Source organism: Halosolutus halophilus, assembly GCF_022869805.1.
In the GTDB taxonomy this organism is placed as follows: Archaea; Halobacteriota; Halobacteria; order Halobacteriales; family Natrialbaceae; genus Halosolutus; species Halosolutus halophilus.
Window position 1 is genome coordinate 3,860,593 of sequence record NZ_CP094974.1, and the last position, 14,251, is coordinate 3,874,843.

Genomic DNA, 14,251 nt, shown 5'->3' on the forward strand with positions numbered 1-14,251 from the left:
TTCCCCATCGAGCGAGGATCAAAACCCATGACAGATTCACGTGCGGAGTTCCTCGCCGGCCAGCGCCTGGAGGACGTGGCGTTGTTTCTCGCCGACTCGTTCGTCGACGACGATCGACTCGAGCAGTTCGGCGAGCGAGTCGACGGCGGCGTGCTGATCGTCGTCGACGGCGAACGTGGCCGGAGTGCCTTCCAGGCCGCGACGGGGACCGGCGCGATGGAGTTCGCGAAGTCCGCGATGCAACGGGAGAGTCCGATCGCCGACGATCTCACGGACGGCACCTGCCCCGACGAGGAGGGCGACGGGAACCACGACCCGCAGTTCATCTTCGCCTTCGCCGAAGCGCAAAACGAAGACGTCGGCGGCATCTACGCCGAAGGCGACGTCATCCACGCCTACGGACGGTGTGAATGCGGGGCGGCGTACTCCGATCGGTGGAACGCGAGCGATTCCGACGCCTGATCGCGAGTGGATCTCGTCCGGTCCGGCCCAGCCGCCGAGGACGAGATCAAGGACCAGCCTTTTGCGGGCGGATCGGCTAGTACTGGACAGTGAGCTCCTTCGAAACCCCACACGAGACTGATCGCGGGTTCGGCCTCTCGAGTCGCGAAGTGCAGGTGATCGGCGGGGCGAGCGCGCTGATGGCGATCAACGTCGCCCTCATGTACGTGATCGTCACGACGCCGTTGCGAGACGTCAACGAGTACCTGTTCGGGGTGGCACCGATCGTCGGCGTGCTCGTCTACGGGGTAGCGATCATGGCCGGCGAGTTCGTCGCCGAACGCGGCGTCAAGAACGGCGACACGGGAATCGCGTTCGTCGGGATGGTCATCTTACAACTCGCCTTCGGCGTCTTCGGCGCGGGGGTGCTCCGGTTTGCCCCGCGAGACACACACCTGACGATCCTCGGCGTGACGGCGATCGTTACCGCCCTGCTGACCGCGCTCATCTCCGGCTACGTCTACGCCCGATCGAAGACGTTCGAGAGTTGGGGCCGTTACGCCAATTTCTCGTTCATCGGCGGCATCGTCGCGATCCTCGTCGGCACGTTCGTCCAGCCCGCCCTGCTGGTCGGCTTCGTCCTGATCTTCCTCGGGTTCCTGCTGCGGCTGGGGTACGAGATCTGGCAGGTGCGCGACCAGCGCGACGCCTCGATCGGCCTCCAGACGATCGGGGTTTACATCGCCGTGGCCGGCGTGTTCGTCCACGTCCTGCAGCTCGTGTTGCGGTACGTGCTCTCACAGAAGTGATCGAGAACGCCGTCCCGGCTATCGAGTCAGTTCGACGGTCGATCGGCGATCGATTCGAATTCCTGGACGCGTCGGTCGCGTCGGTCTGCGATCGCCGCCTCGAGATCGTCGGCCTTGCTCGGTGGGCAGTATTTCGGCCACCTCGAGCGACGAGCGGTCGCCCACGACTCCCTCACGAACTCGAATCCAAAGTGCGGTTCCGGTGGTACAGACCGGTTACTCGTCGTCGCTCGCCCCAGCCTCGCGCTCGTCCGAGACGACGTCCCGGAACGCGTCGAGGATGACCTGCTTCGCGACCGAACCGCGGGTCGTCCAGTGGTTCGCGTAGTCGAGCATGTCGTCGTAGATGTCGGGCTTGCAGCCGGCGGCCTTGGGGTGGCCGCCGCCGTTTACCTTCCCAGCGACCTCGTGGCACCGATCGAACGCGTCGGTCCCCCGGATAGACGCGGAGCCGGCGGGTTTGACGATCACGGAGGCGTCAGCGCCCTCCTCGCGCATCGCCTCGGCGACCTCGTTCTGCGAACAGCGACCGTAGGTGGCGCCGACCGTGTAGCCGCCGATCTCGCGGAACTCGGCGCGACCGACGGCTCGATCGATGAGCGCTCGCTTCTCGATTCGGCGCTCGGAGACGAACTCCTGGACCCACGCCGGCAGATCGACGCCGTACTCGCGGACGACCTCGACGTACTCGGCGGGATCGGTCCAGTAGGCGTAGTCCGCGAGGTCGTCGCTGCGGGGGTCCTCGCGCAACCAGAGGTCGTGATCCCGCGTCACGGCGGCCAGTTCCTCGTACATCGGGCCGAACTCGTACTCGAGCGACCGGGAGACCACGTCGGCGCTACACTCCTCGTCGGAGTCGCCGACGACGAGGTCGACCCCGGCTTCGCGGACCGCCTCGGCGACCGCGTCGTCCCACTGGTGGTGGTCGTACCACGCGACCCGGGAGGCGGTGTCGACGGCCGCCGCGAGTTCCTCCTCGACGTACTCGTACCTGTCCGGGGCGAGGTCGCAGACGTAGAGGTCGATCCCGTCGTCGCCGTACTCGGCGACGCGAGCCAGCGCGTCCTCGACGTCGTGGGGACTCGCCGGAACGAGCGCGACCTCGTGGGGCGTCGGTTCGGGCGCGTCGAGCGGATCGTCGGCGTCGCCGGCGAGGACCGCGGGTTCCTCGACGTCGTCGATCGCGTCGGCTGCGTCGGTCGCGCTCGTCGACCCCGCACCGGCATCGTCGTCCGTCGACTCCGAAGCGTCGTCCGGTTCCGGAACGCGCGTGACGTCGTCGTAGGCCTCCCGGAGGAGCGCGACGCACGCCAGCCCGTCCGCGTCGGGATCGGCGATGACGGCGACCTCGGCCCCTTCGAGCGCGGCCGCGGTCTGCTCGTCCTCGAGATCGTCTTCGAGAGCGTCCGGCAGGAAGAAACCGGTACCCGGCAGCACGGACTTGCGGGCGATCGGCAAGTCGCCGCTGTCGATGAGTTCCTCGTCCATGAGGATCCCTGCGGGCCGGGCGGGGAAGTAACCGCCGATCTTCGCTTTCAGGACGCGTCTGCGACCGTCGCAGCGTGCCCCGCTCAGGCGTCGGCGGTCGACTCGTCGGCAGCGCCCTCGCCCGCGGGGTCGAGTTGCCGGACCGTCAGGACGGGCACCGGCGAGGTCCGGACGATCCGTTCGGCGACGCTCCCGAGCAGGAGCCGGTTCTCCCCGTGACGGCCGCGCGTGCCCGTCACGATCAGGTCGGCGTCTACCTCTCGGGCGTACTCGCAGATCTCGGCCGCGGGTCGTCCGTCCCGGACGGCGGTCGTCACCTCCCGATCGGCCCGCTCCTCGACCGTCGCGAGCGCGGCGTCGGCGGTGGTCTCGAGCGCAGTCCGCAGTTCCTCGCGAAGTTGCTGTGGCGAGGCGTCGACCTCGCTCGCGTCGACCACCGAGAGGGCGTGGACCTCGGCGTCGAAGCGATCCGCGAGATCGAACGCGACGTCGACGGCCCGTTTCACGCTCTCGGAGCCGTCCGTTGCGACGACGACCGTATCGAACATGGGCGGGAATTGCGCCCGTGACCGCTTAAACACCCCTGATCGATCCCGGTCGGCGACGGCGACGGCGGGATCGACGGATCGAACGACGAGAGCGACGGGGCCGCATCCGACGGACGGACCGGGAACCGTGGGGAGCCTTTTTGAGAGCGGAACACGCACTGGCGCGTATGGACGCCAGCGAGCCGTTCACCGTCGACACCGTTCTCGCACCGGTCGACGGGAGCGACGAGTCAGCCACTGCCGTCGAGTACGCCGTCGCCGTCGCCGATCGCTACGACGCCTCCGTGCACGCACTGTACGTGCTCGGCCGCGGCGTCGTCCGGGGATTAGACGCCGGCACGGTCGACGAAGGGGCCGTCGCAGAGAACACCCAGGACTTTTTCGACGAGATCGGTGCCGTCGCGGACGACCGCGGCGTCCCGCTGTCGACCGCCGTCGACGACGGCTTCTCCCAGACGCGCAAGACGCGCCACCCCGGCAACGTCGTCCTCGACACGGCCGACGCGATCGACGCCGACTTCATCGTCCTCCCGCGCGAACCGGTGACGGGGACCTCCGCCGAGGTGCTCGAGAAGGCCGCCGAGTACGTGCTTTCGTACGCCAGCCAGCCGGTCCTCTCCGTGTGAGCGGGTTTCAACCGGGAGGAGCACAGGCTCGAAACGTCGTGAACGCCTCGAAAGGACGGTCCCGAATCGCTAGCTCGCGTCTCAGTTCGAGAACTGCGACGGCTTATTCGAGTAAAATCGCCATCTCCTGTTCGAAGCTCTCGGTACCGGTCGCCTCGAAGCCGACGCGCCGGTAGAGGGCGATCGCCGGGTTGTTCCAGCGTTCGACGGTGAGCCAGACGCGATCGATGCCGAGGTCGCTCCCGCGGCCCAGCAGGTTCTCGAGGAGGACGGTCCCGATCCCGGCCCGCTGGTAGTCCTGCAGGACGAAGATCGCGAGTTCCCACTCGAGGTCGTCGCTCTCCTCGATCAGGGACGGGTCGTCGGCATCGGGAACGAGCATCGCGTGGCCGACCACGTCGCCGTCGTGGCGGGCGGCGACGTTGACGCTGTCCCCACCGATCGTCTCGAGCCAGTTGCGGATGCGCTGTTCGCCGGTCGGCGGAATCCCCTGCGCGCGGTCGGCCGGATCGAACTGGACGTACATCTCGACGACGTCGTCGAGCCCCTCGTCGACGTCGAGCGCGCGGACCTCGATCGTTCGGCCGTCACCGTCCTCGAACGTCGTCGGCGGCGACTGGAACGGGCCTACCGGCTCGTCGGGATACGGACGCGAACCCGACATGGTTATCGAACCAGTTTGACCGTGATCGGAGAGTTCAGTAGGACGAACTCGGTGATCGGGCCGAGCTGAATCTTCCCCATCGGGGAAAGCGTCCCGCCGCCGATGACGAGCTGATCGAACTCGCCCTGTTCCGCGTAATCAACGAGGGAACTGCCCGGCTCACCCTCGAGGCGTTCGATCGAGGCCTCGATCCCGGCCTCCGAGAGGAGGTCGTCCGCCTGCCGGTACATCTCGTCCTGCGAGCGGTCCGCTTCGGGTTTCTCGACGAGAGCGACGGTCAGGTCGTCGTCGGCCTCCGTCGTGCGCTCGATCGTCCGTCGGAGCGCCGTGACCGATTCGTCGCTTCCCGCGAGTCCCAGCAACACGTTCATGTATACGCGTGTGAGCCAAGAGACAAAAACCGTTGTGCCGTTCGCCCCCGGATCGGGGGCGGAATCGATCTGCGGGCGGCCCGGTCCGCGTGTCGTGTCACTGCCACCCGTATGCTGTAGATTCTACCGCACGCGTTGCGCGTGACGACGGCGTTAAGGGTATGTGGTGAATACGTTGACCGAATGAGTGACGCGGCGCTCGATGTCGTCGAGTTTCTGCTCACGACGAGCGTGTATTCGGACGACAGACGACTGGACGAGAACGACCTCCCGCCGTCGTACCGCCGAGTGTACTGGACCGGCGGCGTCGACGGCGACGAGAGCGAGAGCGGCGGTGAGCGCCACAGACCCGCCGGGATCAGTCGTCCGCTCTCGGTAACGAACAGCACCGCGCGCGAGGCGACCGACGTCGATCAGCCGTGGGCGGCCGTCTCCGAGCTAATGTTTACCGAGCGCGACGAGTTCTCGGGGACGATCACGCTCGCCGACAAGGACCTCGCAGAGCAGTGGTTCGTCGACCGCGTCGACGAGGAGCGGTTGCTCGAGAACCCGACGCTCGCGAGACACTTCGCCGAGCACGACGAGTTCGACGTCGACGTCGACTACGAGAAGGCGCGCGATCGGAACCGACCGATCCAGGCCGATCGGGTCTGGATCGACGGCCTGCTCGATCAGTACTTCGACGAGGAAGAGGACGAAGAGATGCTCGACCTCGTGGAAGTGCGCGCCCCCGAGGAGGTCGAGATGTCGCTGGACGACCTCGTATTGACCGACGATCAGGAGAACGAACTCGACAAGATCTCGAAGGCGATCGAACACCGCGACTACCTCAAGGACATCGGACTGCGCGAGATCGGCAAACTCCTGTTCGTCGGGCCGCCGGGGACGGGCAAGACCTCCACGGCGCAGGCGCTGGCCCAGGACATGGACCTGCCGTTCGTCGAGGTCAAACTCTCGATGATCACCTCGCAGTACCTGGGCGAGACGGCCAAGAACGTCGACAAGACCTTCGAGGTCGCAAAGCGGCTCTCGCCGTGCATTCTGTTCATCGACGAGTTCGACTTCGTCGCCAAGACCCGCAGCAGCGACGAACACGCCGCCCTCAAGCGCGCGGTCAACACCCTCCTGAAGAGCATCGACAACATCTCGCTCATCGAGGACGACGTCCTGCTCATCGGCGCGACCAACCACCCCGACCAGCTGGACGACGCGGCCTGGCGGCGATTCGACGAGATCATCAACTTCCCCAAGCCCGACCACGGCATGCGGGCCGACATCCTCCGGGTCATCACCCGGACCATGGACATCGACGAGTTCGACCCGGAACTCGTCGCCGAGGCGACCGCGGGGCTGACCGGAAGCGATCTCCGGATGGTCCTGCGCGAGGCCGTGCTCGAGGCCCTGACCGAGGACCGGACGCAGCTGACTCAGGACGACCTCATCGAGGCGGTCGAGGAGTTCGAGGAGCGCGACACCCTGAAGAACATGGACATGATGGGCGGCGATCACGACGCGCTGGTCGCCGGCGGCGATCTCGGGAAGGCGAGCGACGGCGGTGAGCCGCACGATCACGGCCACTCGCACGACCACGACCACGATCACGATCACTGATTTTTTGCGATCGCCGTCCGATACCGATCGTTCGTCACTGAGTCCGATCGATCGCCGATCGCGAACCGGTGACTCGGCTCGAATCGCGAGTGAGGGGAGACCTACTCGGTCTCGTCGACGGCGTCGCTCTCGTCGGCGTCGCCGAGCACCTTGGACGCGGCGTAGGCGGCCCCGCCCGCGACGCCGGCCGCACCGGCGGTAACTCCGAATCCGGGGACGGGGGACGATCCCTCGTCCTCGTTCTCGTCCCCGGCGCTCTCTTCGGCCGGATCGTCGGCCTCGACGACGTCTCCGATCGGGGCGAACGGAATGGTCGCAACCTCGTCCTCGGAGTAGTCGAGCGCCTCGGACTGGTCGACGTCGCCGGGCGTCACCATGTCGATGACGTTCGGCGAGGTGGACGATTCTGCACCGCCGAACGACCAGTCGCCGCCGTCGGTGCCGACCTGACGGATGCGGCCCTCGCCGTAGCCGTCCATGCTGAACACGAGCGCCATGCCTTCGCCCTCCGGGAGGTAGTCGAGGTCGTCGTCGGGCACGGTCATGGTGATCGTCCGCGGGTCCTCGTTGCGATCGTAGCGGAGTTCGACGTCGCTGACGTGGTTCCCGGCGGCGTCCTCGACGCGAGGCTGGAACTCGTCGACGAACCCGTCGGCGACGACGCGATGGTGGTACTCGGCCTCGAACTGGGCGTTGACGCCCTCGCGCGCCTCGGTCGTCCCGCCCTCGCCGTTCGGATCGCGGAGGTACACCTGCATCATCGGATGCGAGAAGCCCAGGGGGCCGTTCCACGGATCGGTGAGTTCGTTGTGGAACTCGTACTCGATGCGGTAGTGGCCCTCGCCCGCCTCGATCGTCACCGACGCGAGGTCGAACTCGCCCTCGGGGATCTCGTCGGTCTCGGGGTAGGTGTAGGTTCCGGGGCCGTGATCGGTTCCCTCCTCGGAGGGCCACTCGACGAGCGCGTCGCTCGGGAGGACGAACCCCTCGGGTTCGTCGGCCTCGAGGATCACGGCCGTCCCGACGGTCACCTCTGCGAACCCGTCCTCGTCGTGGTACTCCATGTTCGCCGGCGAGTCGCTCAGCAGGTTCTCGTCGTGGACGTAGTCGCCGACGGTGATCGTCTGCGGGCCGGCCTCGAAGTTGAGGAAGACGACCGCGCGCCTGTCGGTTTCCGGGTCGTACCGGGCGTACGCGATCGCGCCCTCGTCGGCCGCGTAGTCGATCCGTTCGAGGCGGCCGCGCGGGCCGAGGGCCGGATGGTCGTGGTAGAGATCGACGAGGCGATCGTAGAAGTCGAGCACGTCCTCGTCGAAGTCGCCCCAGTTCATCGCCTCGCGCCAGTCGCGCAGCCCGGTCTCCTGGCCATAGTAGATCATCGGAACGCCCGGGAGCGTGAACGTCGCCGCGGCGGCGGCGCGCTGGGCCTCGCTGTCGTGGGTCGCGAGGTAGCGATCGGTGTCGTGGTTCTCGGCGTACTGGAGGAACAGCGCGTGGTCGGGCGCACCCTCCTCGTGGCGGCGTTCGACGGCGTCGAGGATCGCCTCGGGGTTGCCGTCGGCCGCGTCCCCGAGCGCCGCGTGGAGGTGATTGTCGTAGTGGACGTCGAACAGTCCGCCGGCGTACTCCACGTCGTAGGGCATCGTCTCGTCGAGCAAGAGGAACTCCGGATCGTGGCGCTTGATCCGATCGTACATCTCCTGCCAGAAGCTCTGCGGGACCCCCCAGCCGACGTCGGCGCGGATGCCGTCGACCTTCTCGACCCAGTAGTCGACCACCTCGAGACAGAACTGGCGCACCTCGGGGTTGTTGTAGTTCAGGTTCGGAATGCCGCCCCAGCCGAAGTAGAACTCCGCCTCGAGGTCGTCGCGGTCGACCCAGCGGTACCAGTCGACGTACTTCTCGTGGTCGGGGTGGTCGGGATCGGTCGCCGCCTCGAAGAACGGGTGGCTGTCGGCGGTGTGGTTGATGACGAGGTCGAAGATCACCTCGATGTCGTGTGCGTGGCACTCGTCGACGAGCGCCTCGAAGTCGGCCATCGTTCCGAGGTCGGGATCCGTGGCGAAGTAGTCGACCGTGTGGTAGCCGTGGGGTCCGCCTTCCTCCGGCGGCGTGCCGAAGCCCCGATCGGTCTCGACGAAGGGCGTCATCCAGACTGCGTCGACGCCGAGGTCGGCCATGTGTTCGACGCGATCGGCGATCGTGTCGAACGTGGGGTCGTCCTGATCGGGGAACCGGCGGGTGAATATCTCGTAGACGACGGCGTCTTCGGCCCAGTCGGGCACGTCGTAGGGGTGTTCGACGGCGATCGAGTCGCCGTCGGGAACGAGGTCGATCGCGTCGGGGACGGAGTGGCGGGTGCCGACAGCGACCGCGTAGACGCGAACGCGATCGTCGATATCGGCGGCCGTGATCGGACCGTCAAGCCCGTCGAGTCGATCGCGGTGGCGATCGTCGACGTAGAACTCCACCTCGAGGTCGCTCCCGATGACGTCCTCCCGTTCCGGTTCGCTCGCCGTGGCGTTCAACAGCACCTGTCCGCCGACGACCGCGGCGTCGAGGTCGACGCGCGGCCGCGGATCGTCCTCGGAATCGTCCGGATAGACCCGGACCGTGAGTTCATGGGTGCCGTCGGGGGCAGCCAGTTCGAGCAGGTAGTCGCCGGGTTCGTCGGGATCGAACTCGACGACGTCGTCGCCGGAGAGTTCCGGGTCGGCGCCGTCGGGCGACTCGACGACCGCCCACGAGTAGCTCGCGTTCCCGTCGGGATTCCAGGGTGCGAGGCTATCTCGCGGCTCCGTCTCGTGGCCGAGCGGGTCGACGATCGCCTCGTCCGCGTGCAGGAACCGGGGCGGGCCCGGGTGGTGGGAGCCGTCGCCACTCTCGAGATCGATCGCCGCAGCGTCAGTATCGTGATCGGCGCTCGCGGTCGTTCCGACGGTCGAAGCCGCCGTCGCGGCGGCGAGCGTCGTGATGAACGTTCGTCGGTTCACGGTGGTTCGTGTGTTCGAGTGTCCCACCTTAATATTTGTGATGAAAAAACACATCACTCATGTGCACCGGGGGAGAGCGACGCCACCCTTTTCGTCCCACCGCCCGATACGGCGGATATGCCCACCGACCGGAACGTGTTCGGGACCGAACTCGAGCCCTGTAGCACCGAGCCGACGACCGGATACCTCCGGGACGGCTGCTGTCGCCGCGTCGACGGGGACCGGGGCCGGCACGAGGTCTGTGCCGTCGTGACCGTGGAGTTCCTCCGGTTCAGCCGGGCACGGGGAAACGACCTCGTCACGCCGCGTCCCGAGTTCGAGTTTCCGGGGCTCGACCCGGGCGATCGCTGGTGTCTCTGTCTGGCCCGCTGGCGCGAGGCCGAAGAGGCCGGCTGTGCGCCGCCGGTCGTCCTCGAGGCCACCCACGAGGCAGTGCTTCGTGACGTCGATCCGGACACGCTCCGGGAACACGAGTACGACGGGTCGTTCGACATCGTATCCGGGGAAGACGAGACCGAACTCGACCGGGAGGAGTCGGTGGAGTGAACACCGCATCGATGCGCGTGACGCTCCTCGGAACCGGCGACACGACCGGTACGCCCACCGTCGGCTGCGACTGCGACACCTGCGAGACCGCACGAGAGCGCGGCGTCGAACGAACCCGGTTCTCGGTCCACGTCGAGAACGCTCGGACCGGCGAGTCGCTACTGATCGACTTCAGCCCGGACTTTCGGTACCAGTTCCTGCGGGACGAGGTCGCCCTGCCCGACGCCGCCGTCGTCACCCACATCCACTTCGACCACCTCGACGGCCTCGGCAACGCCTTTCGCGTCTTCGACTCGCTGTCCGTCTACGCGGCCGACGAGACCGACCCCGAGACCGGCGAGAGCGTCGCGGAGACCGTTCGCTCGGACTACCACTACCTCGATCCGATCACCGTCCACCCGACGACGCCGTTCGAACCGGTTCGCGTCTGCGGATTCGACGTGACGCTCGTCCCCGTCGACCACCCGCCGCTGGTCTGTTACGGGGTCGTCGTCGAAGACCCCAAAACGGGTGCCAAACTGTCGATCACGGGCGACACGAGCTACGACGTCCCCGATCGGTCGCGCGAGGCGCTCGCCGAGCCGGATCTCCTGCTGGCCGACGGTATCGTCCCGGCCGACCTCTGTGAGTACCATCCGATCGGGGGCCGCCACGAGGGGCCCGACGGCGTCCCGCGAACGTTCGGGACGAAACACATGACCCGGGAGGGTGCGCTCGCGCTGGCCGCCGAACTCGGAGCCGATCGGACGCGACTGGTCCACCTCGCCCACTACTACCCCGCCGACGAGGCGTTCGCGGAGCCGCTGGCGATCGACGGCGAGCAGTACGTTCTCGACTGAGATCAGCCGGCGAATCGAGGACTGCCCCCCGATCGCGCCACCCGCGTCCGGAGCGAACGGCGACGGACGGTGGCCGCCGATCGACCCTCGGCGAGCGTGACGCAACCACGGCGCTCAAGGGCGTCGACCTCCCTGTTCGACGTATGAACTGGCGTAGACGTCGGATTCTCGGCGCGACGCTCGCGGCCGCCACGCTCGCGGGCTGTCTCGGTGACGACGGCGGTTCGAACGGCGAGGCCGACGATCCCAGCGACGACGGCTCGAACGGCGAACCCGACGACCCTGACGACGGCGACTCGGCCGATCGGGACGCGGAGACGGTCATCGAGGAGTACGACCTCGTGGACCGCACCGGCGAGGATCCCGTCGGGATCGGCGTCGATCCCGGCGGCGACGGCTTCGACCCCGAAGGGTTCGTGATCGATTCCTCGACCGTCGTCGAGTGGACCTGGGAGGGGCAGGAGGCGGTCGACGCCGTCTACCCGATCGACGTCCCCGAGGAGTGCATGTGGGACGAAGCCGAGCCGACGGTTCCCGACGGCGATAGCTGGGATCGACTCTTCTGGGCGGAGGGCGATTATCTCTACGGCAGTCGCGACGCGGACGGCGAGGAGTTCACCGGCGTGTTTCGCGTTCGCCCAGCCGACGAGGACGAGGCGTAACCGACCACGACGGATCCGCGAGCCGATCGATCACCCGAAGCGATCGAGTCCGGACTGGTGGCGTCGGTTGCCGTCCGGATCCGCCCGCCACGGCGTACTGCGGTCGCGCTCGGCCACGAGATCGACGGACGGCGCCGGTGCGTCTTCGTAACCGTCACACGAGGGGCCACACGTCGATCGGGCGTCGACGACGCGTCCCTTCCACTCACAGAAGGGCAGGGTCGCACCGGCGTCGGTCGACGGACGGCAGGACTCGCAGGCCGGAAACGCGTACGTTCGCCAGCCTTTGCCGTAGGCGCGCTCGGCGGTCCGTCGGCGCGTTCGCGTCTTCTCGGCGGGGGAGACGACGGCGACGTCCGTTCGACCGGGGTGGAACCCGGTCGGCTCGATCCCCGGGTCGTCGACGGGCAGCGGCGTCGGCTCGCGGACGACCTCGATCTCGTCGACGGGGTCGCGTTCAGTGGGTGGGCCATCGTCCTCGACGGTCGGCACGCTGCGATCGTCGCGGTGGACCCGCCAGACGCCGACTTCCTCGGGGATGCGGTTCAAGTGGGCGCGCGTGACGTAGCTCTCGGTCGCGAGCACCACCTCGTCGACCAGCGCGAGGCTGACGTCGGTCCGGAGTTGTGCTTCGAGGTCCCCGGGCCGGCCGAGATCCGGTTTGTTCTCGATTCCGACGAGCCGATCGTACCAGTCGGGGTAGCGGGCGACCTGTCGCACGTAGTCGCGACCGCGCCGGCGTTCGCGTTCGAAGAAGCCGATCTCGAGGGCTCGCTCCGTGGCTCGGCGGGCCCGTTCCGGGTGACAGTCGAAGGCGTCCTTCCAGTAGCGCGCCCGGCCAGGGCCGACGGCGGACTCGATGGCGGCGTCGGGGATCGTCTCGGCCGTGAGCGCGACCCGATCGGCGAACGCGGGCCCGGGCTCGACGCGGACGACGTCGAGAATCCGACCTCCGGGTTCGGCGACGCTCCCGCCGAGTTGCCGGGCGACGATCCCCTCGCGTCGCCCCTCGAGGTGGGCACACAGCGCGAGTTCGAACGCGAACTCGGACACGGTGCTGGGGAGGAGCGCGATCGGCAAAAGTCGTGGGGTCGACGGAGTCTACACGCCGAGTCGTCCGATTGGCCGGTTCGATCCGGCGTGTTCAGCGGGCGTGAACGGGAACTGCGGCGCGTCGATCGAGACGCCTGCCGAGCCAGCGGCCGAACAGCCTCGCGCCGCCGAGGCCAGCGCCGATCGTTCCGATCCCGACGGCCAGTGCGACCACGACCGTCACGAGTGGCTCGTCGCCGACGGCTGCTGTCGCCACGAGCGCGGTGATCGCCGACACGAGGAACAGACCCGTCGTTCCGATCGTGACGACGGCAGTTTCGACGAGACTCCGCCCGTCGATCGAGTCGACCGTCCGCGATGGTCTGGATGTAGTCATCGTATCTACGTCAACGCACCGAACGGGAATAAGTGTAATCTGAACTATATTTTTGTAACGCGTCCTACTGAAATCCGTTTCAGGAACGCTCCGGTGGTGACTGGATCCCGTCGACGACGAGCGGATAGCGGGCCGAGAAACCGGGAAACGTGCAGCGACGAGCGGATAGCGGGCCGAGAAACCGGGACCCGTCGAAAGGGTGCCCTCGTCAGACGTCGTCGATCCGCGTCTCGAGAACGGTGAGGTCCTCGTCCATCGTCACCCGCAGTTCGTCGCCCGCGAGCGGGATTCGCACCTCGAGACGGAGCGGGTCGCGATCGGATACGCGCGTGTACTCGTCCGAGACGCACCACGGGAGCGTCCAGTAGGGACGCTCGTCGAGGGAAACCCCGCGTTCACGGTGGAAACTGACGACGTCGGACTGATCGAGCAGGCGGAGGCCGACGGCCGAACAGAGCGTGTGCTCGCACTGCGCGCACTCGTGGTCGACGCGAAGGCCGACGCCGAGACAACACGAGCCGTCCTCGACGACCCGCGTCTCCATCCGGCCGTTGCACTCCGGACAGACGCCGTCGGCCGCCAGACAGTGCAGGTGCCGAACCCGCTGGTCGAAGGCGTCCGCGATCTCCTCGCGCGTCCGATCGTTCAGACCGCCGGGCGGGAACGCGTACTCGCCGTGCCGTCGGCCACATTCCTGGCACCGGATCGTGAACTGTTCGTCAACGTAACTGGCCTCGAGAGGCCCGTCGCAGGCGTAACAGCTCCCCTCGACCGGAAAGGGTTCGATCGAGGGGTCCTCGGTGAACGAGCCCGCGATCACCGAGCGGACGACCTTCTCGCCGGCGTGTTTGAACGCGTATCCGTCGTCCGTCTGCGTGACGAAGTGACCAGTCAGCTTCTGGAGGTGGTAGTTGAACTGTGCCGAATCGCGCATCCCCACCTCGCGGCGCAGGTCCGAGAACGAGACGCGCTCCGCGTCGGCCGCCCACAGCGCCTCGAGGATCGATAACCGCGTCTCGTTGCCGACGAGCGCGAACGCGTCGGCGGGATCGAGACAGTCCGTACACTCGAGCGGGCTCTCGCCCTCACTCGCGACGTCCGATCGACTCATACGGGCACGTACACGAGCAACTGTCAAAACAGTTCCCTAAATCGCAGTTCTGTAACTGTGGTTTCATTTCGTGGGATTCAGTGCGCACGTGACGTTCGGCGCGTGGACACCGC

15 protein-coding genes are annotated in these 14,251 nt (G+C 67.3%); 7 read left to right on the top strand and 8 right to left on the bottom strand.

Going from position 1 to position 14,251, the window contains the following annotated elements:
* The first annotated feature begins 27 nt into the window (after positions 1–27).
* On the top strand, positions 28–462 hold the full coding sequence (locus MUG98_RS19010) for a DUF5807 family protein (RefSeq protein ID WP_265108994.1): 435 nt from the start codon (positions 28–30) through the stop codon (positions 460–462).
* An 89-nt stretch (positions 463–551) separates the two neighbouring features.
* Positions 552–1,250 (top strand): hypothetical protein, encoded by a 699-nt coding sequence (locus tag MUG98_RS19015; protein WP_265108995.1) that lies wholly within the window; start codon positions 552–554, stop codon positions 1,248–1,250.
* Positions 1,251–1,466: 216 nt separating this feature from the next.
* Here the strand turns inward: MUG98_RS19015 and MUG98_RS19020 are convergent, their stop codons facing one another.
* Both MUG98_RS19020 and MUG98_RS19025 read right to left on the bottom strand, forming a co-directional pair.
* A complete protein-coding gene (locus MUG98_RS19020; protein WP_265108996.1) occupies positions 1,467–2,738 on the bottom strand; it encodes a DHH family phosphoesterase in 1,272 nt (423 codons plus the stop codon).
* A gap of 83 nt (positions 2,739–2,821) precedes the next feature.
* The gene (locus tag MUG98_RS19025; protein ID WP_265108997.1) at positions 2,822–3,286 is read right to left on the bottom strand and encodes a universal stress protein; all 465 of its coding nucleotides are present in this window, start codon (positions 3,284–3,286) and stop codon (positions 2,822–2,824) included.
* A gap of 167 nt (positions 3,287–3,453) precedes the next feature.
* Between MUG98_RS19025 and MUG98_RS19030 the strand changes: the two genes are divergently transcribed.
* Complete coding sequence (locus tag MUG98_RS19030) at positions 3,454–3,912, top strand: universal stress protein (protein ID WP_265108998.1); 459 nt, start codon at positions 3,454–3,456, stop codon at positions 3,910–3,912.
* Positions 3,913–4,015: 103 nt separating this feature from the next.
* Here MUG98_RS19030 and MUG98_RS19035 read toward each other — a convergent pair whose 3' ends face one another.
* A complete protein-coding gene (locus MUG98_RS19035; protein ID WP_265108999.1) occupies positions 4,016–4,576 on the bottom strand; it encodes a GNAT family N-acetyltransferase in 561 nt (186 codons plus the stop codon).
* Between the two features lie 2 nt (positions 4,577–4,578).
* Positions 4,579–4,947: a universal stress protein gene (locus MUG98_RS19040; RefSeq protein ID WP_265109000.1), complete on the bottom strand. Its 369-nt coding sequence runs from the start codon at positions 4,945–4,947 to the stop codon at positions 4,579–4,581.
* Positions 4,948–5,130: 183 nt separating this feature from the next.
* Between MUG98_RS19040 and MUG98_RS19045 the strand changes: the two genes are divergently transcribed.
* Complete coding sequence (locus MUG98_RS19045) at positions 5,131–6,558, top strand: ATP-binding protein (RefSeq protein ID WP_265109001.1); 1,428 nt, start codon at positions 5,131–5,133, stop codon at positions 6,556–6,558.
* Between the two features lie 101 nt (positions 6,559–6,659).
* On the opposite strand, the gene MUG98_RS19050 is transcribed toward MUG98_RS19045, so the two are convergent.
* Complete coding sequence (locus tag MUG98_RS19050; RefSeq protein WP_265109002.1) at positions 6,660–9,551, bottom strand: glucodextranase DOMON-like domain-containing protein; 2,892 nt, start codon at positions 9,549–9,551, stop codon at positions 6,660–6,662.
* Between the two features lie 117 nt (positions 9,552–9,668).
* Here MUG98_RS19050 and MUG98_RS19055 point away from each other — a divergent pair, with 117 nt between their 5' ends.
* From MUG98_RS19055 to MUG98_RS19065, 3 genes are all read left to right on the top strand, one after another.
* On the top strand, positions 9,669–10,097 hold the full coding sequence (locus MUG98_RS19055; protein WP_265109003.1) for a DUF2237 family protein: 429 nt from the start codon (positions 9,669–9,671) through the stop codon (positions 10,095–10,097).
* Positions 10,098–10,108: 11 nt separating this feature from the next.
* Positions 10,109–10,936, top strand: a complete 828-nt coding sequence (locus MUG98_RS19060; RefSeq protein WP_265112489.1) for an MBL fold metallo-hydrolase — start codon at positions 10,109–10,111, stop codon at positions 10,934–10,936.
* Between the two features lie 143 nt (positions 10,937–11,079).
* Positions 11,080–11,598 carry a cupredoxin domain-containing protein gene (locus MUG98_RS19065; protein ID WP_265109004.1) on the top strand — a complete coding sequence of 173 codons (519 nt, stop codon included), beginning with the start codon at positions 11,080–11,082 and terminating at the stop codon, positions 11,596–11,598.
* Positions 11,599–11,628: 30 nt separating this feature from the next.
* Here MUG98_RS19065 and MUG98_RS19070 read toward each other — a convergent pair whose 3' ends face one another.
* From MUG98_RS19070 to MUG98_RS19080, 3 genes are all read right to left on the bottom strand, one after another.
* Positions 11,629–12,651 (bottom strand): DUF5787 family protein, encoded by a 1,023-nt coding sequence (locus tag MUG98_RS19070; protein WP_265109005.1) that lies wholly within the window; start codon positions 12,649–12,651, stop codon positions 11,629–11,631.
* 91 nt (positions 12,652–12,742) lie between these two features.
* Positions 12,743–13,027, bottom strand: coding sequence for a hypothetical protein (locus tag MUG98_RS19075; protein ID WP_265109006.1), 285 nt, complete (start codon positions 13,025–13,027; stop codon positions 12,743–12,745).
* Positions 13,028–13,235: 208 nt separating this feature from the next.
* Positions 13,236–14,138 carry a winged helix-turn-helix domain-containing protein gene (locus MUG98_RS19080; protein WP_265109007.1) on the bottom strand — a complete coding sequence of 301 codons (903 nt, stop codon included), beginning with the start codon at positions 14,136–14,138 and terminating at the stop codon, positions 13,236–13,238.
* Positions 14,139–14,251: the final 113 nt, after the last annotated feature.